The 25,288-nt window shown below is 51.8% G+C and carries 23 protein-coding genes; 12 read left to right on the top strand and 11 right to left on the bottom strand.

What is annotated here, in order from left to right; all coding sequences use genetic code 11:
* Window positions 1-22 precede the first annotated feature (22 nt).
* The gene (locus tag ACLW56_RS01675; protein WP_415377461.1) at window positions 23-1,477 is read left to right on the top strand and encodes a phospholipase D family protein; all 1,455 of its coding nucleotides are present in this window, start codon (window positions 23-25) and stop codon (window positions 1,475-1,477) included.
* Between the two features lie 56 nt (window positions 1,478-1,533).
* Here ACLW56_RS01675 and mdoC read toward each other — a convergent pair whose 3' ends face one another.
* Window positions 1,534-2,667 carry a glucans biosynthesis protein MdoC gene (gene mdoC / locus ACLW56_RS01670; protein WP_330982080.1) on the bottom strand — a complete coding sequence of 378 codons (1,134 nt, stop codon included), beginning with the start codon at window positions 2,665-2,667 and terminating at the stop codon, window positions 1,534-1,536.
* Between the two features lie 252 nt (window positions 2,668-2,919).
* Between mdoC and mdoG the strand changes: the two genes are divergently transcribed.
* The 3 genes from mdoG (at window position 2,920) to ACLW56_RS01655 (ending at window position 7,292) form a co-directional block, all read left to right on the top strand.
* Window positions 2,920-4,473: a glucans biosynthesis protein MdoG gene (gene mdoG / locus ACLW56_RS01665; protein ID WP_330982079.1), complete on the top strand. Its 1,554-nt coding sequence runs from the start codon at window positions 2,920-2,922 to the stop codon at window positions 4,471-4,473.
* Window positions 4,466-6,994, top strand: a complete 2,529-nt coding sequence (gene mdoH / locus ACLW56_RS01660; protein ID WP_330982078.1) for a glucans biosynthesis glucosyltransferase MdoH — start codon at window positions 4,466-4,468, stop codon at window positions 6,992-6,994. Before mdoG ends, mdoH begins: the two co-directional genes overlap by 8 nt.
* A 70-nt stretch (window positions 6,995-7,064) precedes the next feature.
* A complete protein-coding gene (locus ACLW56_RS01655; protein ID WP_330982077.1) occupies window positions 7,065-7,292 on the top strand; it encodes a YceK/YidQ family lipoprotein in 228 nt (75 codons plus the stop codon).
* On the opposite strand, the gene ACLW56_RS01650 is transcribed toward ACLW56_RS01655, so the two are convergent.
* Complete coding sequence (locus ACLW56_RS01650) at window positions 7,293-7,667, bottom strand: MysB family protein (protein WP_330982076.1); 375 nt, start codon at window positions 7,665-7,667, stop codon at window positions 7,293-7,295. It lies immediately after the preceding gene.
* A 94-nt stretch (window positions 7,668-7,761) separates the two neighbouring features.
* A complete protein-coding gene (gene mdtG, locus ACLW56_RS01645) occupies window positions 7,762-9,018 on the bottom strand; it encodes a multidrug efflux MFS transporter MdtG (RefSeq protein ID WP_330982075.1) in 1,257 nt (418 codons plus the stop codon).
* Between the two features lie 545 nt (window positions 9,019-9,563).
* Between mdtG and ACLW56_RS01640 the strand changes: the two genes are divergently transcribed.
* The 4 genes from ACLW56_RS01640 to ACLW56_RS01625 all read left to right on the top strand — a co-directional run bounded on the left by ACLW56_RS01640 (window position 9,564) and on the right by ACLW56_RS01625 (window position 14,879).
* A complete protein-coding gene (locus tag ACLW56_RS01640; RefSeq protein ID WP_330982074.1) occupies window positions 9,564-10,280 on the top strand; it encodes a fimbrial protein in 717 nt (238 codons plus the stop codon).
* A 100-nt stretch (window positions 10,281-10,380) separates the two neighbouring features.
* The gene (locus tag ACLW56_RS01635; protein ID WP_330982073.1) at window positions 10,381-10,914 is read left to right on the top strand and encodes a fimbrial protein; all 534 of its coding nucleotides are present in this window, start codon (window positions 10,381-10,383) and stop codon (window positions 10,912-10,914) included.
* A 135-nt stretch (window positions 10,915-11,049) separates the two neighbouring features.
* Window positions 11,050-13,740 (top strand): TcfC E-set like domain-containing protein, encoded by a 2,691-nt coding sequence (locus tag ACLW56_RS01630; RefSeq protein WP_330982072.1) that lies wholly within the window; start codon window positions 11,050-11,052, stop codon window positions 13,738-13,740.
* Window positions 13,740-14,879: a CfaE/CblD family pilus tip adhesin gene (locus tag ACLW56_RS01625; protein ID WP_330982071.1), complete on the top strand. Its 1,140-nt coding sequence runs from the start codon at window positions 13,740-13,742 to the stop codon at window positions 14,877-14,879. The genes ACLW56_RS01630 and ACLW56_RS01625 overlap by 1 nt, the downstream gene beginning before the upstream one ends.
* Before the next feature lie 189 nt (window positions 14,880-15,068).
* On the opposite strand, the gene ACLW56_RS01620 is transcribed toward ACLW56_RS01625, so the two are convergent.
* Window positions 15,069-15,998 carry a Kdo(2)-lipid IV(A) acyltransferase gene (locus tag ACLW56_RS01620; protein WP_330982070.1) on the bottom strand — a complete coding sequence of 310 codons (930 nt, stop codon included), beginning with the start codon at window positions 15,996-15,998 and terminating at the stop codon, window positions 15,069-15,071.
* A gap of 221 nt (window positions 15,999-16,219) precedes the next feature.
* On the opposite strand from ACLW56_RS01620, the gene ACLW56_RS01615 reads away from it, so the two are divergent.
* A complete protein-coding gene (locus tag ACLW56_RS01615) occupies window positions 16,220-17,311 on the top strand; it encodes a rhodanese-related sulfurtransferase (RefSeq protein ID WP_330982069.1) in 1,092 nt (363 codons plus the stop codon).
* Here ACLW56_RS01615 and ACLW56_RS01610 read toward each other — a convergent pair.
* The 7 genes from ACLW56_RS01610 to mdtH form a co-directional block, all read right to left on the bottom strand.
* A complete protein-coding gene (locus ACLW56_RS01610; RefSeq protein WP_330982068.1) occupies window positions 17,273-17,386 on the bottom strand; it encodes a DUF2770 family protein in 114 nt (37 codons plus the stop codon). The genes ACLW56_RS01615 and ACLW56_RS01610 overlap by 39 nt on opposite strands.
* Window positions 17,387-17,596: 210 nt before the next feature.
* Window positions 17,597-18,715: an N-methyl-L-tryptophan oxidase gene (gene solA, locus ACLW56_RS01605; protein WP_330982067.1), complete on the bottom strand. Its 1,119-nt coding sequence runs from the start codon at window positions 18,713-18,715 to the stop codon at window positions 17,597-17,599.
* A 119-nt stretch (window positions 18,716-18,834) separates the two neighbouring features.
* Window positions 18,835-19,089: a biofilm formation regulator BssS gene (gene bssS / locus ACLW56_RS01600; protein ID WP_330982066.1), complete on the bottom strand. Its 255-nt coding sequence runs from the start codon at window positions 19,087-19,089 to the stop codon at window positions 18,835-18,837.
* Window positions 19,090-19,500: 411 nt separating this feature from the next.
* A complete protein-coding gene (gene dinI / locus ACLW56_RS01595) occupies window positions 19,501-19,743 on the bottom strand; it encodes a DNA damage-inducible protein I (protein ID WP_330982065.1) in 243 nt (80 codons plus the stop codon).
* A gap of 76 nt (window positions 19,744-19,819) precedes the next feature.
* Window positions 19,820-20,866, bottom strand: coding sequence for a dihydroorotase (gene pyrC, locus ACLW56_RS01590; RefSeq protein ID WP_330982064.1), 1,047 nt, complete (start codon window positions 20,864-20,866; stop codon window positions 19,820-19,822).
* Between the two features lie 142 nt (window positions 20,867-21,008).
* Window positions 21,009-21,569, bottom strand: coding sequence for a lipoprotein (locus tag ACLW56_RS01585; RefSeq protein WP_330982063.1), 561 nt, complete (start codon window positions 21,567-21,569; stop codon window positions 21,009-21,011).
* A gap of 106 nt (window positions 21,570-21,675) precedes the next feature.
* Window positions 21,676-22,884 (bottom strand): multidrug efflux MFS transporter MdtH, encoded by a 1,209-nt coding sequence (mdtH, locus tag ACLW56_RS01580; protein ID WP_330982062.1) that lies wholly within the window; start codon window positions 22,882-22,884, stop codon window positions 21,676-21,678.
* A 222-nt stretch (window positions 22,885-23,106) separates the two neighbouring features.
* Between mdtH and rimJ the strand changes: the two genes are divergently transcribed.
* From rimJ to ACLW56_RS01565, 3 genes are read left to right on the top strand one after another with little or no spacing between them, the layout of a single operon-like run.
* Entirely contained in the window at window positions 23,107-23,691 is a 585-nt protein-coding gene (rimJ, locus tag ACLW56_RS01575) for a ribosomal protein S5-alanine N-acetyltransferase (protein WP_330982061.1), read from the top strand.
* 9 nt (window positions 23,692-23,700) lie between these two features.
* Window positions 23,701-24,348 carry a YceH family protein gene (locus tag ACLW56_RS01570; RefSeq protein WP_330982060.1) on the top strand — a complete coding sequence of 216 codons (648 nt, stop codon included), beginning with the start codon at window positions 23,701-23,703 and terminating at the stop codon, window positions 24,346-24,348.
* 2 nt (window positions 24,349-24,350) lie between these two features.
* Window positions 24,351-25,277, top strand: coding sequence for a Gfo/Idh/MocA family oxidoreductase (locus ACLW56_RS01565; protein WP_330982059.1), 927 nt, complete (start codon window positions 24,351-24,353; stop codon window positions 25,275-25,277).
* Window positions 25,278-25,288 lie beyond the last annotated feature (11 nt).

Here is a 25,288-nt window from a genome sequence, read left to right as displayed (position 1 = left end):
ACAGTGGCGCTTTAGCAGGGGGATGGAGACATTGCACGGTCATTACGACAGCCCGGCGCCAGAGAAGCGCCTTGCGGATTCATTAGGTTCCGCAGAGCTTCTCTCAGCGGATGTGTGCGGGATTCATACGCTCGAAGACAGCCTTGAGGCGTTTGCCGCACGCTACGAGCTTGCCCGTTTAGCGGCGCATACGCTCGATGTTCAGTACTATATCTGGGAAAACGATATTTCCGGGCGACTGTTGTTTCAGGCATTGCTGGCTGCGGCCGATCGCGGTGTACAGGTGCGATTGCTGTTAGATGACAACAATACCTCCGGGCTGGATGACATTCTGCAACGGCTCGATTCACACCCTTTGATAGACGTTCGTCTGTTCAATCCTTTTTCGTTTCGCACGCTGCGCATGCTGGGGTATGTGACCGATTTCGCGCGGCTGAACCGGCGTATGCACAATAAAAGTTTTACTGCAGATGGCGAGGCGACCATCGTTGGTGGTCGAAATGTGGGAGATGCCTATTTTGGCATTGGTGAGGAGCCGCTGTTCACCGATCTTGATGTGCTGGCGGTGGGGGCAGTGGTCGATGAAGTCGTGGAAGACTTTGAGCGCTACTGGCAGTGTGACTCGGTTTCTCCGTTGAAACATGTGTTGTCCGGTGAGGATGTTGACCACAACAACTCGCTTGTTGATTCGCCTGAGCAAAAGATTGCAGCCGAGCGATTTCTGGCACGGTTGGCGACAACGACTGTGATGCAGCGGATGGCGCACGGGGATTTACCGTTTATCCGCGCCAGAACAAAAATGCTGAGCGACGATCCGCGAAAAGGCGAGGGGAAAGCCACGCCGCGAATGCTGTTGCCTGAACGCTTGCGTAGCGTGATGGGCACACCCCAATCGCACATTGATATTATTTCCGCTTATTTTGTTCCCGGTCGAGCGGGTGTTGCACTTATCCTGCAATTGGTTCGCAAGGGCGTGAAGGTCGCTATTTTGACCAATTCTCTGGCGGCTAACGATGTGGCGGTAGTGCACTCGGGGTATGCTCGCTGGCGCAAGAAGCTGCTGCGCCATGGGGTTGAGTTGTATGAGCTTAAGCCCACCAATAACGCCAGACCGGGCTTGCACGATCGCGGGCTGACGGGGAATTCGGGTTCCAGTTTGCATGCCAAAACGTTCAGTATTGACGGCCAAAAAGTGTTTATTGGTTCGTTTAATTTTGACCCGCGCTCGGCGTTACTGAATACCGAGATGGGACTGGTTATCGACAGTGAACATCTTGCCCGGCGTATTCATCACCGCTTTTTACACAGCCAGCGAAACGCCGCATGGCAGTTGCGCTTATCACGATGGGGAAAAATTCGCTGGATTGATCGGGAAGAAGGGGGCGAGAAAGTGCTGAAGAAAGAACCTGAAGTGAAGCTCTGGCGGCGTTTTCTTGTTCAACTGGCTTATTTGCTGCCGGTCGAGTGGTTGCTGTAATCGGGCTGCCTGAGCAACCCGGTTGATATTTACTGTGCGGAAGGCTGGGCTTGGGTTTACGGGTGTTGAGGTTTACCGGAAAAAAGGAATCGCAGCAGCGGCACGCGAAGATGCAGTTCATACAGCACAATGGCAATACCGACCACAAATACCAGGCCGGTGATAAAGCCCAGCGTGTTGGACTGAATCGCTGGCGTTATCCATGCGCCGTACAGCAGCGTCAGCGGGTGGTGTACCAGATAGATGAACAGCGAGGCGTTCACAAAATAGGTCACCCGGCTCGATTTGAAATTCAGCATCCGGTGGCCAAAGGCGAACACCACATTGACCATCCACAGGCCAAGCACCATGGTAATCACGTATTCCGTTTCATACATCCAGGCATCGCCAGAACCGTATTGCTGATTCAGACGGTAAGCGACAAACCCCAGTACCGCGCCTGCCATGCACCACGGTGACGGCGTGGTAAACAAGTCTTTCAGGCGAGGGTTCACAAAGGCCAGCGCGCCCAGAATAAAGAAGGGCAGATAAAACAGCGTTTGCATCACCACAAAATTGAACAGGCCATCGCTAAGAATCGGCGGGTAGACCATAAATAAGGTGCGACGAATCATCGCATAGCAAACGCCGAGTGCTAAAAACAGCACGGTCAGCTTGCCCATATTCACGTTATCAAAGAACGCGACAAGGGAGGCCTGCTGCCGCTTCTTAATCCAGCGAAACAGCGCCAGACCGACCGTAGTCAGCACAACCAGTACCAGCAGGAACCACAAATGGGAAACGAGCTCCCAGGCCAGCGTATTGTACTTGTCGTAGAAAGAGAGCGAGTGCCAGGCTTCGGTCTTGCCTTTCACATGCTGCAGCATTAAAAATTGCGGCACCGTCAGCAGAGGAATGGCTGTCAGCATCGGGATACCCACACGCTCAACGCGAACCTTCCACCACTTCTTCATCGGGTAGCGCAAAAAAAGCATGTAGGAGAAATAGCCGGAAATGACGAAAAACACCTGCATGCGGAAGGAGTGAATAAAATCGTTAAACAGCGTCAGCCACCAGGAAGGCTCCGCGCTGTTGACATGCCAGGTATGGCTGGAATAGATAAGCGAAATGTGAAAAGGGATCCCCAACAGCATCAGCCAGGCGCGAATGGAGTCGAGGAAATATTCACGTTGTGCGGGTACTTTATTCATAAATTCAAGGAATTCTCAGACTAATCGTCTTATCGCAAAATGCGACAAAGGTTACATTCGCAGCAACCCTACACGAAGTCCGGGAACCTGTCTCCAGGATAAGCACGCAAAGTGCAACCAGTGATAACGAGTTGTTTACGCAACAGGCTACTGAGCCGAACAAAATAGGGATTATGTTGTCGGATTGCTTGAGTTTCCATTAAAATGGATTGGATCGATTTAAGCACACAAAGGGGGAAGTGCTTACTAATTATGAAAAATAAACCACAGATGATGAAACTGCGTTGGTTAGGCGCAGCCGTAATGTTGTCCCTGTGTACTTCATCTGCATGGGCTTTTAGTATTGATGATGTAGCGAAGCAGGCTCAATCGCTTGCTGGTAAGGGCTACGAAGCACCAAAAAGTAACCTGCCCTCTGTTTTCCGCGACATGAAATATGCGGACTATCAGCAAATTCAGTTCAACCACGACAAAGCTTACTGGAGCAACGTTAAGACTCCGTTCAGGCTCGAATTCTACCATCAGGGGATGTATTTCGACACGCCGGTCGCCATCAACGAAGTGACCGCCACGTCCGTGAAGAAAATCAAATACAACCCGGATTACTTCAATTTTGGCAGCGTCCAGCACGATAAAGACACCGTGAAGGATTTAGGCTTTGCCGGCTTCAAAGTGCTGTATCCGATCAACAGCAAAGATAAAAACGACGAAATCGTCAGCATGCTCGGAGCCAGCTATTTTCGCGTACTCGGCCAGGGTCAGGTTTATGGCCTGTCTGCCCGTGGTCTTGCGATTGATACCGCGCTGCCGTCTGGCGAAGAGTTTCCGCGTTTTCGCGAGTTCTGGGTTGAGCGTCCAAAGCCAACCGATAAGCGTCTGACCATTTATGCGCTGCTGGATTCACCGCGTGCGACCGGAGCGTACCGTTTCGTGATTATGCCGGGCCGCGATACCGTGGTGGACGTGCAGTCTAAAGTTTACCTGCGCGATAAAGTCGGCAAACTGGGTGTTGCGCCGCTGACCAGCATGTTCTTGTTCGGGCCGAACCAACCGTCTCCAGCCACCAACTTCCGTCCTGAACTGCATGACTCCAATGGTCTGTCGATTCATGCTGGCAATGGTGAGTGGATCTGGCGTCCGCTGAACAACCCGAAACACCTGGCAGTCAGCAGCTATGCGACTGAAAATCCGCAAGGCTTTGGCCTGCTGCAACGCGGCCGTCAGTTCTCTCGTTATGAAGATCTCGACGATCGTTACGATCAGCGTCCAAGCGCGTGGATCACCCCGAAAGGCGACTGGGGTAAAGGTAAGGTGGAGTTAGTTGAAATTCCAACTAACGACGAAACCAACGATAACATCGTGGCGTACTGGACTCCGGATCAGCTGCCGGAAGCCGGTAAAGAGATGAACTTCAAGTACACCATCACCTTCAGCCGTGATGAAGATAAACTGCATGCGCCGGATAATGCCTATGTCATGGATACTCGTCGTTCAACGGGTGATGTCAAACAGTCGAACCTGATCCGTCAGCCGGACGGCACCACGGCGTTTGTTGTCGACTTCACTGGCGCAGACATGAAAAAGCTGCCGCAGGATACGCCGATGACCGCTCAGACCAGCATTGGCGACAACGGGGAAATCGTGGACAGCAATGTTCGCTACAACCCGGTGAGCAAAGGCTGGCGTTTGACGCTGCGCGTGAAAGTGAAAGATGCGAATAAAACGACAGACATGCGTGCTGCGCTGGTCAATGGCGATCAGACGCTGAGTGAAACCTGGAGCTATCAGCTACCTGCCAATGAATAAGATAAACGACTACATCGATGCCATGCCGCTCTCAGAGACTGAGAAAGCGGCATTGCCGACCACGGATTTTCGTGCTCTGCATCAGGCGCTGGACACCGATCACAGGGCCGTCGCGCGTGAAGATGATTCACCGTTGGCCTCGGTTGAAAGCCGCCTGAAACAAGCCTGGCCCGATTCGCTGGCCGACGGTCAGTTGATGAAAGACGATGAAGGTCGCGCGCAGCTGGAAGCCATGCCGAAAGCGACGCGTTCCTCCATGTTTCCGGACCCGTGGCGTACTAACCCGATTGGGCGCTTCTGGGACAGAATGCTGGGGCGTGAGGTTGAACCTCGCTATCTGTCACGTCTGACTCGGGAAGAGCGTGAGCATGAAGCCAAATGGCGTACCGTCGGGACTATCCGCCGCTACATCCTGCTGGTGCTGACGCTGGCGCAGACTGTTGTCGCTACCTGGTATATGAAAACCATTCTGCCTTACCAGGGTTGGGCGTTAGTGAATCCGCTGGACATGCGCGGTCAGGATCTGTGGGTTTCCTTTATGCAGCTCCTGCCGTACATGCTGCAAACTGGGATCCTCATCCTGTTCGCCATCCTCTTCTGTTGGGTTTCTGCAGGGTTCTGGACAGCCTTAATGGGTTTCCTGCAACTGCTGATCGGCCGCGATAAATACAGCATTTCAGCCTCCACCGTCGGTGATGAAGCGCTGAATCCTGAGCATCGCACCGCGCTCATCATGCCCATCTGTAACGAAGACGTGGACCGCGTATTTGCGGGCCTGCGTGCGACGTGGGAATCGGTCAAAGCCACCGGCAACCATAAGCATTTCGATGTCTATGTGCTGAGCGACAGTTACGATCCTGATATCTGCATGCGTGAACAGAAAGCCTGGATGGAGCTGATTGCCGAAGTGCAGGGTGAAGGGCAGATTTTTTACCGTCGTCGTCGTCGTCGTGTGAAGCGTAAAAGCGGCAACATCGATGACTTCTGCCGTCGTTGGGGCAACCAGTACAGCTACATGGTAGTGTTGGATGCGGACTCCGTCATGACCGGCGACTGCCTGTGCGGTCTGGTGCGTCTGATGGAAGCCAACCCGAATGCCGGGATCATCCAGTCTTCACCAAAAGCGTCTGGCATGGACACGCTGTACGCACGTTGTCAGCAGTTTGCCACCCGTGTTTACGGGCCGCTGTTTACCGCAGGCTTGCACTTCTGGCAGTTGGGTGAATCCCACTACTGGGGTCACAATGCGATAATCCGTGTGAAACCGTTCATCGAACACTGTGCGCTTGCGCCGTTACCAGGTGAAGGGTCGTTTGCTGGATCTATCCTTTCTCACGACTTCGTAGAAGCCGCGTTAATGCGCCGTGCAGGGTGGGGCGTGTGGATTGCCTATGACCTGCCAGGCTCATACGAAGAACTGCCACCGAACCTGCTGGATGAACTGAAGCGTGACCGTCGCTGGTGCCACGGTAACCTGATGAACTTCCGTCTGTTCCTGGTCAAAGGGATGCACCCGGTCCACCGCGCGGTGTTCCTGACGGGCGTGATGTCTTATCTGTCTGCGCCGCTGTGGTTTATGTTCCTTGCGCTTTCCACCGCGCTTCAGGTGGTGCACGCGCTGACGGAACCGCAATACTTCCTGCAGCCACGTCAGCTGTTCCCGGTCTGGCCGCAGTGGCGTCCGGAACTGGCGATTGCGCTGTTTGCCTCGACCATGGTGCTGCTGTTCCTGCCTAAGCTGCTCAGTATCATTCTGATCTGGTGCAAAGGCTCGAAAGAGTTTGGCGGCTTCTTCCGTGTTACCGCTTCTTTGCTGCTGGAAGTGCTGTTCTCCGTGCTGCTGGCGCCGGTTCGTATGCTGTTCCACACCGTGTTCGTGGTCAGTGCGTTCCTCGGCTGGGAGGTGGTCTGGAATTCACCGCAGCGTGATGATGACTCCACTCCCTGGGGTGAAGCGTTCATGCGTCACGGCTCTCAGCTGCTGTTGGGCCTGGTGTGGGCGGTCGGTATGGCGTGGCTGGATCTGCGTTTCCTGTTCTGGCTGGCGCCTATCGTGTTCTCGCTGATCCTGTCTCCGTTTGTGTCGGTGATTTCCAGCCGTTCAACCGTGGGGTTGCGCACCAAGCGCTGGAAGCTGTTCCTCATTCCAGAGGAATATTCTCCACCGCAGGTTCTGAAGGATACCGACAGATTTGTTGAGCTGAACCGCGCCCGTTCGCTGGATGATGGTTTCATGCACGCGGTCTTCAACCCGTCGTTTAATGCCCTGGCCACTGCGATGGCGACAGCGCGTCACCGTAAAAGTAAGGTGCTGGAGATTGCCCGCGATCGCCACGTTGAACAGGCGCTGAACGAAACGCCGGACAAGCTCACTCGTGACCGTCGTCTGGTGTTGCTGAGCGACCCGGTGACCATGGCACGCCTGCACTACCGCGTGTGGTCTTCGCCGGAGCGTTACTCTTCCTGGGTAAATCATTACTCTGAAATAGCGCTCAATCCGTTGGCGTTGAAAACGAAGTAAATCAGCCAGTTTGTGCTTAAAATGAAAATACCGGTCAGCTGACCGGTATTTTTTTACGATGAGGTGTGTAGTGAGAGTGATTGCAGTGTGCCTGATGGCGTATTTGCTGAGTGGCTGTGGCAGCATCATCAGCCGTACTATTCCCGGACAGGGGCATGGTAACCAGTATTATCCCGGTGTGCAGTGGGATGTGCGAGACAGCGCGTGGCGCTATATCACCATCCTCGACCTGCCTTTTTCACTGGTCTTCGATACGCTGCTGCTGCCTATTGATGCTCACCACGGCCCTTACGAGTAATCAGCGCTCATCCCATTCATCGGCGGCCGTCTGACCCTCTTCAGTGTCCAGTGGCGGCTCCAGCTGATATTCACCTTCATCCCATTCATGCAGCGTATTTTCTTCAATCCACTCCTGGGTTAATTCAATCTCATCGAAATCACCGTCAAAGACGCTTTGCGCCGCTTCCCCGCTGAGCATGGGCAGGCAATCGCCGTCTTCCCCTTCGTCAGCAAAGAACTCGGCTTGCCACATGATATCGCCATCCTGCAGCACGTATTTTTGGAGATTGAATTGCTGAACGCTGGCGTCTTTCTCACCGGCGTCGGGGTTGTCGGCGATGAACTCTTCACGAGCCGCATCAATAGCTTCGTCGAGCGTGGCATACATGGTCATCTCATTCTCCCTGCGGTTTGACGTGGTTTTCAGGAAAAGAATAGACGAAGTTTACGGTTAGCAAGAAAGTTGAACCAAAAATCATCCAGATGGATTAACTGGCGAGGGTCGAATCTTCCTGGTTGCTCTCAGTCGCGGCATTGTCGCGCTGGCGTACACGACGCATACTTAGCCCGGTGTAGATGGCATTAAACAGCACCACGCCTGCGGTCACCAGGAACACGTAACGGAAGCCGTAACTGGCTGAAACTGAAGCGCCAATTAACGGGCCGGTGACATTCCCGATATCACGAAACGACTGGTTATAGCTGAAAATACGCCCGGCAATCTGGTTGGTGGCGTTATACACCAGCAGCGTTTGTACCGCGGGCAGCAAAGCGCCATCAGCCGCACCCAACAGGAAGCGTAGTAAGCCTAACTGCCACGGCGTTTGCACGAAGGACATAGGAATAAGCAGTAAGACCGAAACGATCAGGGCGGCTATCAGGATTTTTTCCGGGCCGATTCTATCGCCAAGCTTCCCCAATCGAGGAGCACTCAGCAGTGCTGCAACGCCGGGTACAGACGCAATCATCCCGCTGATAAACGCGATGTTGCTGACATTGCCAGCCAGTTCGCGGACATACAGCGTCAGAATCGGGGCAATAGACCCGGTAGCAACCTGAATAATCATCGTGGTGACAAACAGGCTCAGGACGAGTTTGGGGCTTTTCAGCGAAGTGAGGACGTCGCGGGCGTGGAGCATCTCTTTACGGGCGATGGGGACAAACTGCTCACGGATAAAGAAAAGCGTCAGTGCAAAGCATAAAAACAGCACGCTGGCGGTCATGAAAAAGACCGGACGCAAGCCGTAGTTGTCCGCCAGTAATCCCCCAGCAAGCGGGCCCAACAGCGCGCCGCTCACGCCGCCAGTCGATAACGTGCCCAGTGCCCAGCCGCTTTTATGCCGTGGGATTTGAGTCGCAATAAGCGCATTGGCATTGGGAATAAAACCGCCGAGCAACCCCAGCAGCGCGCGCAGCATCAAAAATTGCCAAATGTTCTGTGCGAAGCCCATCAGCACCATCACAATCCCCATGCCAAGAGCAGAGCGCAGCAGCATGATTTTGCGCCCTTTACGGTCAGCCAGACCGCCCCAGAAAGGGGAGGCAATAGCGGAAAACAGAAAGGTGATACTGAACACCAGCCCGGACCACATATTGAGCGCGCTGTGCCCCGTTACGCCAAGTTGTTCGACATACAGCGGCAGGAAGGGCATGACCAGGCTAAAGGCAGCGCCAGTTAAGAAACAGCCAATCCAGGCAATAGTGAGATTCCGTTTCCAGCTTATGGGGGCATCTGAGGAGAGCATAGGGGTCCGCGTAATGGCGCAAGCAATTCAAAAAAGAAGTAATAAGCAGGCTAATTATGCGCTCGCTAAACCATGAGTGCAATCAACGGCAGCGAAAGCTGAAGAGAAAAAAAGCCGTGATGGGCAAAAACTATCACGCTTCAGTCCTTGCGCGGGCGGGGTTTCGTCATCTTTCCCTGTTCTGACATAATGTGAAAATCGGAACCTCTTTTAGCGTTGTATCCCCATTATGTGGATAGGATCAAATTTATGTGTAAAGATTAGTAACGCTAATGACTCATTGCTGCAACAATGACAACGGTATTTTTACCACTATAGCCCTATTATCAGATTTTTTTTACACTACCCCCACAGAATTATTCATGTGGAAAATGCATTTTCGTGTGATATATAATTTTCATTGCTAATAGTATTATAAATGAAAACATCGATCTTATCGATCGATATTTTTTATTTATAATGTCGCGCTGTTGTGTTGTATATTTTCACCTGTTGGATGCAGGGTGATTACTCATTTTTTATTATGGTTAATAAAAAGGAATCTTATGTTTTTCCTAAACAAAAGAGCATTGATTATTTCCATGCTTTTAAGTTTTACGACGAGCGCTAATATGACGGTCTACCCTATGGTTGTTAGCCTGAATGATAAAGGTGAGGGGAGTGTTCGCTTGCTGTCCAGGACAAATGAAGTTCAGTTTATTAAAACAAAAGTTCTCAAAATAACCAACCCCGGCACGCCTGAAGAAAAAGAAGTTGATATTAATTCTAACAAGGGTGATGGGCTTGTCGTCATGCCCCCCAAACTGGCTATACCTGGTGGAAGCAGCAAGCTGGTTCGTTTCGTTGCGATGAATATCCCTGAAAAAGAAGAAATTTATCGGGTTATGTTTCAGGCTGTTCCCACTCTTGATGATGATTTATCTAAAGGCACTAAAGCTATCAGCACCGATGTCAGTGTTAATCTGGTATGGGGAATCCTGGTATCTGTCCCTCCTGCGCAGCCGAAGATTGACATTGCCTTAAGCGCTGATCATCAGCATTTGCAAAATAATGGTACCCAACGGATAAAAATTACCGAAATTGGGCTGTGCAAACAAACAGGGAATGATAAAAAGTGTGACTGGAAAAAGGATAATCGTAATATCTTCCCCGAAAAACAATACAGCTTGCCGGAGACGAAAGGGTATGTAAGGCTGGTGATTAAATATAAAGACTGGGTTAAGAAAACTTCTGATGGTGAATTGAATTTTAATCTCGGTTGAATCTAAGTAAATGTCATTGCGTAACCCATTTACATCTGACCTCCGGTATTTTACCGGGTTTGATATGACAAGTCGTTCTAAATAAACTAAAGGAATAATTGTGAAAAATACATTCATAAAACCACTAACAGTAGCCGCGCTGTTTGTTGCCCTCACTGGCACTGCATCTGCCGTTCAGAAGGATATTACTGTCACGGCGAATGTTGACGCTTCGATTGATATGACGCTGTCCGATGGCAGCGCATTACCAAAATCTGTTGAAATGCAGTACATTCCGGGCAATGGCCTGTCTCCTGTTTCGATGATGACGAAGATCTGGTCGAACGCGACGACGGCTGACGCGGGTGACGTTCATTTACAACTGATTACGGACCCACAATTAATTAATAATACCGGGCCGTCAGCGAACCCAATCCCATTGAGTGTTAGCTGGGGTGGGGAAACCTTAAGCGTTGCGACGCCTATTGATATCACCGCTGCAGTGTTGTTCCCGAATGGTGCAGATGCAGCAACAACGGGTTCCATTGCAAAAGAATTACAAATTTCGCAGGCGACTAAAGGCGCGGTAGAAACCGGTATGTATCAAGGGGTAGTAAGTATTTATCTCTATCAGGATGCAGCAACAGGTGCTTAATTAATAAAATTTGAAATCAGCCAGATTATTCTGACTGATTTCAATCTCAGTGCTGTTTGTTAATATGGCAAGTATTGATAGCACCATAGATAAAATGGTGCTGTTGTTATTAAAAATAGGCGTGAATGTAATTTTATGAAAGAACAGTTTATAATTCTATTTGCGCTTTCCAGTATTCCTGTTTATGCCTCCCCTCTACATATTCCCTCAGGTTTTGAAATTCTTTCACAAGGGATGCAGGAACGTGTTGATGTGATCGTTGCCGGAAAGCATATCGGTTTTTATGATGCCATTGTCAGCCTCGACCAGGTAAAGTTTGTTGATCCAGGAAGCATCATGGCGGCACTGCCGCTTTCTTCCAGACCGGGGGATAAAGACTATGACACAATACGAAATTTGCTAAATAACTCTTTTTCACGCAATGATGTTCTCGCCTGCACAAATTCACAGCAAAGCAAAGGCTGCGGTTTTATAGACAGTAAAAGTATTGATGCAATATATGACGGTAGCGAAGGCACGATAACATTATTTATAAGAAAAGAGTGGCTACCCGCGACAACAAGAAATGATTTATATATCACCCCCACCACAAACAATGTGGTGAATGCGTTTATTCACCAGCAGGATATGAACCTGCTGGTGCAGGATGATTACAGCGATTTTTTTATTCAGGGGGCAGGAGCACTCGGTATCACTGATAACAGTTATATTGGTGGTGACTGGTCGTTTACTGCCGCTCAGAATGATGATGAGAGCGATAATAGTGCTGACTTAAACGATCTGTATTATCGCTATGATATTCACCAGCGTTATTATTCCCAGGTTGGTCGTATGGATAACCGGATGTTATTTAACAGCCAGGGCGGGAATTTTAATTTTAGCTTCTTACCTCTGGGGGCCATTGATGGCGTCAGAATCGGAACAACCCTCAGCTATCTGAATCGCGAGGTGGCAAGCCAGGGCACGCCACTGACTGTGTTGCTCACACGAAATTCACGGGTCGATGCTTACCGCAATAATCAGTTACTGGGGACATTTTATCTTTCCCCCGGCGACCAGAGCATTGATACCTCATTATTTCCCTCGGGTAGTTACAGCGTGCAGTTGCGCATTTATGAAAGCAACCAACTGGTGCGCACCGAAAATGCGCCGTTCACTAAAACGGGCTCGCTGGATGATGGCAGCCTCCACTGGTTTATCCAGGGGGGGAAAATCGCCGATTCAGAGACCAGTGAAAATGTTGCCTTTCAGATGGGGGTCCGCGTTCCCTTCACGCCTGCATTCTCTTTCACGCTCGGTGGTGCAGCGGTGGACAGCACGGCGTTCGTCGAACCCGGGGTGGATTATGCCCCGGATTTAGGCCCGGCAGGCTCGCCCAGTTTTACCGGCAGACTTTCCCGTAGCTCTGATAACGGCCACGGTGACAGCGAACAGCTAAGCTGGTCAGTCAGTAGCTGGCCATCACTTAGCATCTATCGCTATTCTTATTCAGGCGATGATTGTTCAGGCTCCGCGCAAAATGACAATAACGATTACACGCGCCAGAGTTGTTATGAGAGCATTAACACCACACTTTCAGCCAGTGTCCAGTCCTGGAACCTGATGTTGGGCTATATCCAGACGCAAAACAACGCCACTGACAGCATGCCCTGGCAACAGGATAAATCTTTCGAAGATAACCTGCTTGCACAGACCACCGAAGAATCTACCTCAAAAACCATTCAGTTCAGCGCCTCCCGAGCCTTCACCACCCAGAGCGACTGGGTTTACAGTGGCACCTTTGGGTTATTTCGTCGCGATGATGATGGCTATGACGGTATTGATAACGGTGTCTATCTTTCACTCACGCTAAGTCAGTCTCCCCGCCAGAACAGTGCCGGTAAGAGCCAGTCAACCCGCCTGAGTACCGATTACCGGGACAGCAAGAACCAGTCATCACAATTGTCATATAACGCCTCGCATTCATGGTACAGCGATCAGAATGCGCATAAAGAGCTTACCCTCGAAGCGGGAGGGATCAATACCGATACCCTGGACAGCGGATTAAGTGCCCGGCTGGAAGGGCAGTATGGCAATGTGAATGCCGCACTGACAGACAGTTATGATAATGAATATAACAAGCACACTACCGCATTCAGTGGCTCATGGAGTTCAAGCTTTGCCGTGAGTACTCAGGGGCTACATTGGGGGGCTGCCGGTTTTAACGAGCCATCGCCAGCGGTGCTAATCGATATTGACTATCTGGGTGAGGAAGACGACGGCATAGCCATTGATGCACAGGTATCAGGCAGTCGTACCGCGCATATCATGCAAGGGGGATCTGCATTATTCCCCACCATGGGTTTTGAACCGACAACCGTTTCGGTCAACGACAGCAGTGTCTCCCTGAATACTGACAGCTCAACCAATATCCTCAATGGGGCGGGGGAGCGAAATATTATGTTATTACCGGGAAAAATGCGTTTACGCAGCGTGGTGGTTGAACACCGCTACGGCTTTGTCGGCCAGCTTATTTTACCGCGCTCAGCCCGCAACAATAATATTATCGGCCTGAACAGCAAGATGCTGATACTCAGCGATGACGGCGGCTTCACCGCTGAACTGGCGAGCAAAGCGTCTGCGCTGTATCTCTTATCCGGTCAGGCTATTTATCAGTGCCCTTTGCAAATACAGAAACAGCGAGGGATTGTGCATTACGTGGGAGAGTCCACCTGCCGTTTGACAGACCGCAACAATCTCCCTGCTGAGGTAAATGAACAATTGCTGGTGAAACTGAAGTCTCAGCGCGAGATAGATACCGTATCAAATATGAAGGAAGAAAAATAATGAAACGGATAATGGCTGTGGCATTGCTGTGGGCAGCCACTTTTGTGCTGCATGCAGAAATACAACCCCCCGCGCCCAGTACGGTGAATATTGAACGGACTTTTGACCGCATGTCACCGCCTTCCGGGGATATCAGTATCTGGTTACAGGAATCAGGCGGATATGATACCGATGAGCCGAGTAAATGGGGGCGAAATTCCTGGGTATGCGAGAGCAGTTCAGATCCCAAACACGGAGAGTGTAATACGAAATCCAAATGGGGCGGAAATGGACAAACCACGCTACCTTTATTGTTCACCGAAAAACGCAGCGGAATGCGCGTTATTCTCAATCTGATTGGTTATAACCAGACTCATCAGCGTGCAAACAGCTGTGGCTCCAGCAGTTTCTCGCCAGCGCAGTATCAAGTTTATACTGCGACCTATGTAACGTGTACAGGTGGCGGAGGCAATGCAGAAGCGGGATTAACTGTTTATATCCCGGCAACCGAACTGGCAAAACTGCCGGTGGGTGGATTGTGGCAGGCCGATTTGCACCTGAAGTTGATGGAGTGGGATCCTTACCAGTTTCTGGCAGACTTCAACGCACATATTGACCTGAATGTTATCGACCCGGGTCATATTGACATTTATTTTCCTGACTTTAGCAGTGCGGCGCCGTTAGTCGAACTGGATTTACGCCCACACGGAGCACCGGATGAAAGCCCGTTTGCCCAGGACATTACGACGCTGGATATGTGCCTGTACGATGGCTATAACGCCAACAGCACCCGCTATGAAGTATTGCTCAAAGACGAAGGTTCTCTGCCTTCCGGGCGAGCAACGGGGGACTTCTCTATTTACCGGGACGGGGGAGAGAAAGGCCCGCTACGGGATCGAATAGATTACCATGTTCAGTTAATGGATCCGGAAACCCGAAGTCTGCGCAAGGTAAATAATAATGAAACTATCGTCTGGACGCAGATCAACCAAAATCTCATCAGGCCCGTAAGATTACCCGCTATCACCTATCCGGTTTTATGTGTCCCTGCACCTCTGGTGCTGAGTGTTGATAAGTTTTATGTGAAAGACAAAAATGCCGGTCATTACCGTGGCGTACTCACCGTCATTTTCACGCCAACCACCCCGACTGTGGATTGATAGCAACATCTGAAGCCCGCGAGGCTTGGACCCTGCGGGCTTTTTGATACCCCTATCACATGGGATATTCATTCGTATTGTGTCGGGCCGATATTCACCGGTTCGTTCGTATCAAGCAGCACGACAAACGCCGATGAATCACCCTGCATACTCTGAATCTACGTGGTGATACACCGGCGCTAAAGGCGCTTAAAATTTGTAGCGAGAAGGCACGCCTTCCGGGCGAGTTTTAAAGCGGCGATGCAGCCACATATACTGCTCCGGCGCCATCAGAATGCATTTCTCGACCACTTTGTTCATCCACGCGGCGGTGCTTTCGGCATCCTCAAGCGGGGGAGAACATTCGGCATCAAGGATCACCAGCTCATAGCCCTTGCCATCCGGTTTGCGACGCGGTACGAAAGGCACAATGCAGGCCTTCGACATACGAGCAAGCGTGTAGGTGCCGGAAGTCGTCGCGGCCTGCTCAACGGCAAAAAGCGGCACGAAGACGCTGCCCTGTGGGCCGTAGTCATGATCTGGCGCATACCAGATCACTTCGCCGTTTTTCAGGGCGCGGATCATGCCTTTCAGATCTTTACGGTCGAGCATGTCTTTATTGGAACGCATGCGGCCCCACGTCTGCACGAGGTCAATCACCGGGTTGTCATTGGGACGATAAACGCCAATGCCAGGAGAGGCGTGCAGGCCGAACATGCGGGCCCCCATTTCCAGCGTCAGAAAGTGGATGCCAATCAGCAGAATGCCGCGTTGTTGTTCTTGCACCAGACGGATTTGATCGACGCCGCTCGCATCGCTCCATTTGGCCATGCGTTTGTCAGACCAAAACCACGCCATCCCCGTTTCCATCAGACCCATGCCGACGGACTCGAAGTTTTTGACTACCCACTGATGGCGTTCTTCTGCGCTCATATCTGGAAAGCAAAGTTCCAGATTACGGTAAGCGATGCTGGCCCGCCGCTTCATAAAACGCAGAGACAGACGACCTACAGAGGTGCCAAGGCGGTAAAGGAGAGGGTAGGGAAGTTGAACCACCAGCCACAATACGCCAACGCCAAGCCAGGTTAACCAATAACGTGGATGGAGTAATGCGGAGGTGAATTTGGGTAAATGCGTCATCTCTGTCCTGTTCTATCTGACAACTGTCTCTATTATCGCACTTTTTTTATCCTTCGCCCAAATTCGGGCCGACGGAACGGTGCTTATTACGGCAAATGTAGATCAGTGTAGCGGTTTCAAGTGAGAGAAATGTAGCGCAAAATGTGGGGATGTAAATTCGCAGCACATGCTATATGATGCGCCCCGCGAATTTCTCATAGATGATTGCAGGAACCAACACCATGCCAGTGTTACACAACCGCATCTCGAATGAGCAACTGAAGGCGCAGCTGATGGCCGAAACCGAGCCGCGCACGACGATCTCATTCTATAAATATTTCACTATTACCGACCCTAAAGCCACCCGCGACGCACTGTATCAGGCGTTTTCTAAGCTCAGCGTATTCGGTCGTGTCTATCTTGCCCACGAAGGCGTTAACGCTCAAATCAGCGTACCGGACAGCAAAGTAGAAGCTTTTCGTGAGCTGCTGTACGGCTTTGATCCGGCGCTCAATAATCTGCGTCTCAATATTGCCTTAGATGACGATGGTAAATCGTTCTGGGTGTTGCGCATGAAAGTGCGCGATCGCATTGTGGCGGACGGCATCGATGACCCGACGTTTGATGCCAGTGACGTAGGCGAATACCTGAAAGCGGCAGAAGTAAACGCCATGCTGGACGATCCCGATGCCGTCTTTATCGACATGCGTAACCACTACGAATATGAAGTGGGGCATTTCGAAAACGCGCTGGAAATCCCGGCAGACACCTTCCGCGACCAGTTGCCGAAAGCGGTCGAAATGATGGAAGAGTACCGCGATAAAAAAATCGTGATGTACTGTACCGGTGGCATTCGCTGTGAGAAAGCCAGTGCATTCATGAAGCACAAAGGCTTTAACAAGGTCTGGCACATCGAAGGCGGGATTATCGAATATGCACGCCGTGCTCGTGAGCAGGGTCTGCCCGTGCGTTTTATTGGCAAAAACTTTGTCTTCGATGAGCGGATGGGCGAGCGTATTTCAGAAGAGGTGATTGCCCATTGTCATCAGTGTGGTGCGCTCTGCGACACGCACACCAATTGCCTGAATGACGGTTGCCATCTGCTGTTTATTCAGTGTCCGACTTGTGCTGAAAAATTCCAGGGGTGCTGCAGCGAGCTGTGTCAGGAAGAGAGCCAGTTGCCGGAAGAAGAGCAGCGTCGCCGTCGGGCGGGGCGTGAAAACGGCAATAAGATTTTCAATAAATCTCGTGGCCACCTCAATACACGTTTAGGTATTCCCGACCCGAAACCAGCCTCAGAAGAAGTAAAGGTAGATGAGGTCAATGGCGGCTAACAGCAGCCAGAGCACCAGCCAGACCACAAAGTGTTCGCGAATGTTGTTCAGCAGATAATCATAAATGCGTCGCATGAAAGTCCCGTGATGAAAGCCCGGTGTGTACCGGGCTTTAACTTTCTGACAAAGAAGGAAAAAGCGTGGTTTTTCCTTCTTTGTGGTTATCAGCCGAAAATCAATAAATTGATTTTCCTTATTTATTGTTCTGCCACCATGACAAAACGGGATTCGTTAGAGGTTTGTCATCAGTCTCAAGCCCGGTGTGTACCGGGCTTTTTGCATTTGTCAGGCGGTGAAACGAGACAGACGGAAGGGCGAGAGATCAAACGCAGCAGGTTTCCCCTGCGCAAAATCAGCAGCGATTTCACCCAGTACTGAAGCGAATTTAAATCCATGACCGCTCAGGCCGCTAATCAGCAGGGTATTCGCCTGTCCTGGCAGCGTGTCGATAATGAAATCTTCATCCGGGGAGTTGTCGTACGTACAGGCCGCGCCGTGCAGGCAGCCACCAATACCAGGCAAAACATTTCGCAAGAAGTTAAAGGCTTCTGAGCCGTCCGTTGCCACCGCGCCAAACGGTTTGCGTTCTTCTGGCGAGCTAATCACCTGCCCACCGTTGTGTTTGCCAATCTTCAACTCGTTGTCTTCAGCCGGGAAACCATAATACTGATCGCCGTTTGGCAGCTCGCCGGTGAATGCTGGGAAGTTATTTTTACGGCTGTAGCGACCGTCGGCCTGGAACCAGGCAAACACTTTACGCACAGGCTGAACAGGCAACTCTGGCAAAAGTTTCGTGACCCAGGTCCCCGCGCTCACCAACAGGCGTTTGCCCTGGTATTCACCTTCGGCCGTTTTCACAGTAACGCCATCAGCGTGATGCTCGATAGCGGTGACCGGGCAATTAAACAACTGCGCACAACCGGCTTCACGGGCTAACTCAATCCATGCCTTCACGGCGAGTTCACTTTTCAGCACACCGGAAGCGGGCTCGAACAGCGCGATGTAATCGTCCGGAACACGAATCTCAGGCCAGCGTTTCATGACGGCCTGAGCGTCCAGTTTTTCGACATTCAGACCAAATTGCTGAGCGCTCTGCGCTACATTGCTGAGAAACGGTGAATGGGCTGGGCCAAGATTGATCACGCCAGTTTGCTCAAAAATAGGTTCACCGCTGAGGGCTGCAAGCTCATCCCAAAGCTCCTGTGCACGCAGCACCATCGGCACATATTTTTCACCTTCACCGTAAGCGTGACGAATCAGGCGCGTATCCCCATGATGACTGCCGTCAGCGTGAGGGGGAAGATGAGCATCCGTCATCAGGACGGACAACCCTGCGCGAGCAGCATAGTAACCGGCGGCGGCACCGACAGATCCGCTGCCGATAATAATTAAGTCGTAATTCATACGTTTCTCTCAGCTCTTTTCTTTATTAGCAGAGTAATTAATCTGATTCAGCGTGACAAGGGCACAAATAATTAAGGCACCCATAGGGTGCCTGTTGCGTGAATTTTCAGCATTATGCACTAATGCCTGCGATACTCGTTTTCCTGGAATTCGCCCGACTCTATTTTCGCGATACCCGCTTCTAAAATGGAAATAAACTGGCGGGCGACATCGGTCGTTAACCATAACGTCTGGCCGATTTCTGCTTCGTTGTGACTTGGCTCTGTGGGGTTCTGGTAGTGCAGGCGCAACATCAACGCATCGTAGCTGTCTACGGTGCTGATGTCCCATCCAACGAGTGGGTGGGTCTGGATGACTTCATTATTCTTTTCCATCATAACCCCTTATTAGCGTGTTTAAAGACAACGGTTCGAGGTTCAATGCATGTTTTCTGAAGCAAACTAATTATATCAACAACTATGAAAATATTCGAATTTTTAACCGAACAGCAAGATCTTTTTCTACACCATTCGTTTTTTTGAACAATAAAACGGCAGTTAGTTCGTTATTTTTTAAAAGATTAACGATGCAATAAGAAAAAGGTTAAAAAAGGAACAATGGAAAAATAAAAAAAGCCGGGGCGACCCGGCAAACGTTAACACAATGATGGAGCATTTTTTAATCAGTGATTTGCCCGTCATACTTCAAGTTGCAGGGGTGTTGGCTGCACTCACTCACCCCAGTCACTTACTCAAGTAAGCTCCTGGGGATGAGCTCCCTTGCCGCCTACCTGCAACTCGAATTATTTAGGGCATAAACCAGTCATCAGCGCTTTCCCAGGTTTCCTGGAGAATTTCGCTGATGCGGTCTTTGTCTTCTTTCGGCGCGCCGATAACAGAAAGGTTGTTGGCGGCGGCATAGCGCACGCTGACCTGACCGTCACGGTCGGGAAACTGGCTCAGAATACGGCGGGAAAGCTCGCTGGTCAGCGCATCAATAGCGCCAGCCGGTAAGACGGTTGTTTTGGCAATGGTCACTTCAATACGCATAGTTTGCCCCCTGTTGAATATACTGGATATTTATACAGTTAGTTTTGACAACTTACAACAGGGGACTGACACTTTTTTAGCGGACTACGCTCCAGTTAACGGTTTCACCCGCCAGGAACGGGATCAGCGTGTCGTCGGTAAGGGCGATACTTTCGACAACCTGACTCTCTTTACGCTCCAGTTCGATAAAGCTTTCATTCACTGGCAGGCCGTAGAACTGGGGGCCATTGAGCGAGCAGAACGCTTCGAAATGCTGCAACGCATTCATCTCTTCAAACACCGTCGCGTAGCTGGCAAGAGCGGTTGGGGCGTTGAAGCAACCCGCACAGCCGCAGCTGGCTTCTTTACGATGGCGTGCGTGTGGAGCGGAATCGGTGCCGAGGAAAGCACGCGCAAAGCCGCTGGCAACCAGCTCACGCAGCGCCTGCTGGTGGATGTTGCGCTTGAGGATCGGCAAGCAATACAGGTGAGGGCGCACGCCGCCAACCAGCATGTGGTTGCGGTTGAACATCAAGTGCTGAGGTGTAATGGTGGCTGCAATCAGTTCGTTGCCGTCACGCACATATTCCGCGGCATCTTTGGTGGTGATGTGCTCGAACACGACTTTGAGGCCCGGTAAGCGCTGACGCATCGGCTCCATCACGGATTCAATAAAACGCGCTTCGCGGTCAAAAATATCGATGTCAGCGTGAGTGACTTCCCCGTGCACCAGCAGGGGCATGCCGAGCTTTTCCATGCGTTCAAGCACCGGCATGATGGCATCAATGCTGGTTACGCCATGGCTGGAGTTGGTGGTGGCATTCGCTGGATAAAGCTTCGCGGCGGTGAAGACGCCTTCTTTGAACCCGCGCTCGAGTTCATTCGGGTCGAGTGTATCGGTCAGGTAGCAGGTCATCAGCGGCGTAAAATCATGCCCAGCTGGCACAGCATCCAGAATGCGCTGACGATAGCTGATGGCGGCTTCAACGGTGGTGACAGGTGGCACCAGGTTAGGCATCACAATCGCACGGCCATACACTTCACTGGTATAAGGCACGACGGTTTTGAGCATATCGCCATCACGCAGATGGATATGCCAGTCGTCGGGGCGGCGGATTTTCAGGCGATTGGATTGGGCTGTCATGGTGGGCTCCGGCTGGTTAATAAGGGCTATTTTTGCCGGGCACTAAGGATAAGCGGAAACGTTTTCCTTTGCACTCTTTTGTTTGAAAAAGGTCAGCGCGAAAAAAAGGGCGCTGATGCGCCCTTGATGAATGAATCCGCAATCAATCGGTAAACGGAATCACGATTTCGCCTGGCTTCACTTCAATGCCTTTGGCTAATTTCTTCGCCATTGCTTCACCTTCGCTGGCGTCGTCACGCAACACATACGCTGGCTGTTTATTGAAGTAGCTACGCAGAGACTGATTCAGGTACGGCATCATGGTCTGCACCACTGACTGCATTTTTTCCGGCTGAACTTTGGCATCGACCACTTCCATTTCCTGCAGGAAGATGGCGCCTTTCTCTTTATTGAAGACCGGCAGCGCTTTCAGTTTCAGGTCGATGGTTGCTTTCTGGTTGCCAAACAGCGAGGTCATGTCCAGATTCGCCACACCGTTCAGTGTGATTTTATTCGGTTCTTCGCGCCCGATAGCGCTGGAGAGGTTGCTCAACACAATATGTGCATCCGCCACGCCAGGCAGGCCAATATCTTTGGAGAAATTATTGTGCTTTTGCAGCGCCTGATTAATTTCTTGCTCGCTGACGGTATACTGCGTCAGCTTATTACAGCCAGACAGCACGGCACTGGCCATCATCACAGCCACAAACAACATCTTCTTCATGGAGGTCCTCAATATATTGCCTTTGTCTCATCCTGACACAAAGCAGCATGCCCTGTCAGTACAATGCACACCAGCAGAATGCGCTGAATTGTTACCATGGTTGACATTATACCCGTGGCACCATCCCGGCCGCCGCTCTTTTCTGGCTAAACTGCCACCACAGCGCCAGCAAAGTCATGAAGCCAATGGCACCCAGCATCGCCCAGGGAAGCTCCGGCTGCGACATCGCTTTCCCTGCATCAAACAACCAACCGCCACCGGCGTAACCCAGCGCGCCACCGAAAGCCAGACCAAGCCGACTAAAGCCCATATAGCTGCCACGCGCCCGCGGGTCAGCAAGCTGAGCGTTCAGCGTTTCTCTGGCCGGTTCTGCGATAATTGAGCCGATATAGAACACGCAAATCAAGGTAAAGAGCTGTTGCAGATTGCTTGATAACCCGATGGGCAACATCGCCAGCGTCATGATGAGCAGTCCCGCCATCAAACGGTGTTCAAGGCGAAAACGCTTTTCGCTCCAGCGGGCGATAGGATAGAGCAGAGTGAGCGACAGCACCGCTTCAATGGCATACATCCACTTCACCGCCGACGCTGAACCGGCGATATCGTTAACCATGATCGGCAGCATCAACATTACCTGCACCGCCAACATGTAATAGCCGGTGAGTGTCAGCACATAGGTCACAAAGCGTTTATCGCTCAGCACTCGTGAAAGCCCTTCGCGCACAGGTGTTTTCACCGTGGAGAGTTTCCAGGCAGGCAGATACCAGGCGTTAAAGGCCGCGCAAAGGATAAACAGCACCGCGCCGGCACTGCACACCAGCCTAAAATCATATTGCAGCAGCCAACTGCCGAGCAGGGCACCGATCACCGCGCCAGCGCTGTCCTGCATCATCAGCAAAGAGAAGAAACGCCCACGCTGCTGCGGGCGCACCAGTTTGACCACCAGAGCTGCACGAGGAGGATCAAACAGTGTGCCGCCAAGCCCGGAAAGAATGCACGAAAGCCAAAGCATCCACGGCTCATGCGCAATCGCCATGGTGGCAAAACCCGCAGCACGCATCAGCATGCCGGTGACAATCATCGGTTTGGCGCCGAAGCGGTCGGCTATCGCGCCGCCAAAAATCCCCAGACCTTGCTGCACGAACTGGCGTAATCCTAGCGCGATGCCAACCATCAGTGCGGCCCAGCCCATCTGATCGACAAAACGAATGGAGATCAGCGGAAACACGACAAAAAAGCCGAGCACAACCAGCATGTTGTCGACTAGCAGGAAATATTTACCCAGGCTTCGCGCCTGCGAGATGCGGGACGGCATTTCCCCTCCAGGGAAACAGAACGGTGAGGCTACCATTCTAGCGTGACAATCGGAGGTTTCTTGCAGCGAGTCGCGACAATATTTTTTTATCAAAAGACATTTTTGATAGAGTTAATTTATCGAAAAGCAGAAGTGACGCAGAAAATCGTAGGTTGCTGTTTTCACAAGGTGCCAGCGGGCAGGTATAGTGAAGACAATTGCGATGTTGAGGAGTGGGGTAAGATGTTTGGCTACCGCAGTAACGTGCCGAAAGTGCGCTTAACAACAGACCGGCTGGTGGTGCGTCTGGTTCATGACCGTGATGCCTGGCGACTGGCTGACTATTACGCCGAAAATAAAGCGTTCTTAAAACCCTGGGAACCCGTTCGTGACGACAGCCATTGCTACCCTTCAGGCTGGCAGGCGCGTTTATCGATGATCAGCGAATTTCACAAACAGGGCTCTGCGTTCTACTTCGCCCTGCTCGACCCGGAAGAGAAAGAGATTATCGGAGTCGCTAATTTCTCGAACGTTGTTCGGGGCTCATTCCATGCGTGTTATCTGGGCTACTCCGTCGGCCAGAAGTGGCAGGGGCAAGGGCTGATGTATGAAGCGCTGACCTCGGCGATTCGTTACATGCAGCGCACCCAACACATTCATCGCATTATGGCCAACTACATGCCGCACAATCAGCGCAGTGGCGCACTGCTGGCGAAGCTTGGCTTTGAAAAAGAAGGGTATGCCAAAGATTATCTGCTGATTGACGGGCAGTGGCGTGACCATGTTCTGACGGCGCTGACCACCCGCGAGTGGACGGCAGGTCGCTAAGGAGAAACCATGAAATATCAGTTAACGGCGCATGAAGCGCGAGTGATTGGCTGTCTGCTGGAAAAGCAGGTGACGACGCCGGAACAGTATCCTTTATCGGTCAATGCCGTGACGTTGGCCTGCAACCAGAAAACCAACCGTGAACCGGTGATGTCGCTCTCTGAGAGCGAAGTGCAGGACCAGCTTGATCAACTGGTGAAGCGCCATTATCTGCGTACCGTCAGTGGGTTTGGCAATCGCGTCACTAAATACGAACAGCGTTTTTGCAATTCCGAATTTGGCGATTTGAAACTGACGGCGGGAGAAGTCGCGCTGATCACTACGCTGCTGCTGCGTGGCCCACAAACGCCAGGCGAACTGCGCAGCAGAGCACAGCGTATGCATGAATTTGGTGATACTACCGAAGTCGAAAATGCGCTTGAGCATCTGGCCGCGCGTGAAGATGGCCCGTTTGTGGTGCGTCTGCCGCGCGAGCCGGGCAAGCGTGAACAGCGCTATATGCATCTGTTTAGCGGTGAAGTGGACCTTTCAGCCACCGCGCCAGAAAGCGCTTCACCCGCCTCCAACGATTTGGCTGGGCGCGTTGAAGCCCTTGAAGCGGAAGTCGCCGACCTCAAACAGCGCCTTGATTCTCTGCTGGCTCATTTAGGAGACTGAACGTGACCGCAAAACTTCGAATCGGCGTTGTAGGGCTCGGGGGCATCGCGCAAAAAGCGTGGCTGCCGGTGCTGAGCGCTGCCAATGACTGGACGCTGCAAGCCGCCTGGTCTCCCGGGCGCGAAAAAGCGCTACGCATCTGTGAGACCTATCGCGTGCCGCTGGCTGATTCCCTGCAGCATCTGGCTTCTCAGTGCGACGCGGTGTTTGTGCATAGCGCCACCGCGACGCACTACGATGTAGTGAGTGAACTGCTGAATGCCGGTGTTCACGTCTGCGTGGATAAGCCCCTGGCGGATAAACTCAGCGATGCCATTCGCCTGCTTGAGCTGGCCGAAAAGAAAAAGCTCACCTTGATGGTCGGCTTTAATCGCCGTTTCGCCCCGCTTTATCGCGAGCTGAAAACGCATCTCTCTGGTGGTGCTTCATTGCGAATGGATAAACACCGTACCGATAGCGTCGGGCCACACGATCTCCGTTTCACGCTGCTTGATGACTATCTTCACGTTGTTGATACGGCGTTATGGCTGGCGGGCGGTAAACCCCAGTTAAGTGGTGGAACATTGCAGACGACTGAGCAGGGGGAAATGCTCTATGCCGAGCACCATTTCAGCCTGCCGCAGATGCAAATTACCACCAGCATGCACCGTCGGGCTGGCAGCCAGCGTGAAGGGGTGCAGGCTGTGACCGATGGCGCGCTGATTGATATCACCGACATGCGTGACTGGCGTGAAGAGCGGGGCGCTGGCGTAATAGAACGCCCGGTGCCAGGTTGGCAGAGTACGCTCGAACAGCGTGGCTTTGCAGGTTGTGCTCGCCATTTCATTGAATGCGTGCAAAATCAGACAGTTCCGGAAACCGCAGGGGAACAGGCGATTGCCGCCCAGCGTCTGGTCGAAAAACTGTGGCAGGAGGCCATGAGCGAGTAAGCCCCTGTAAC

This window comes from Pantoea sp. sgz302252, assembly GCF_047713085.1.
Lineage (GTDB): Bacteria > Pseudomonadota > Gammaproteobacteria > Enterobacterales > Enterobacteriaceae > Scandinavium.
The sequence above is the reverse complement of the archived record's forward strand: the minus strand, read 5'-3'. Positions and strand labels throughout refer to the sequence as shown.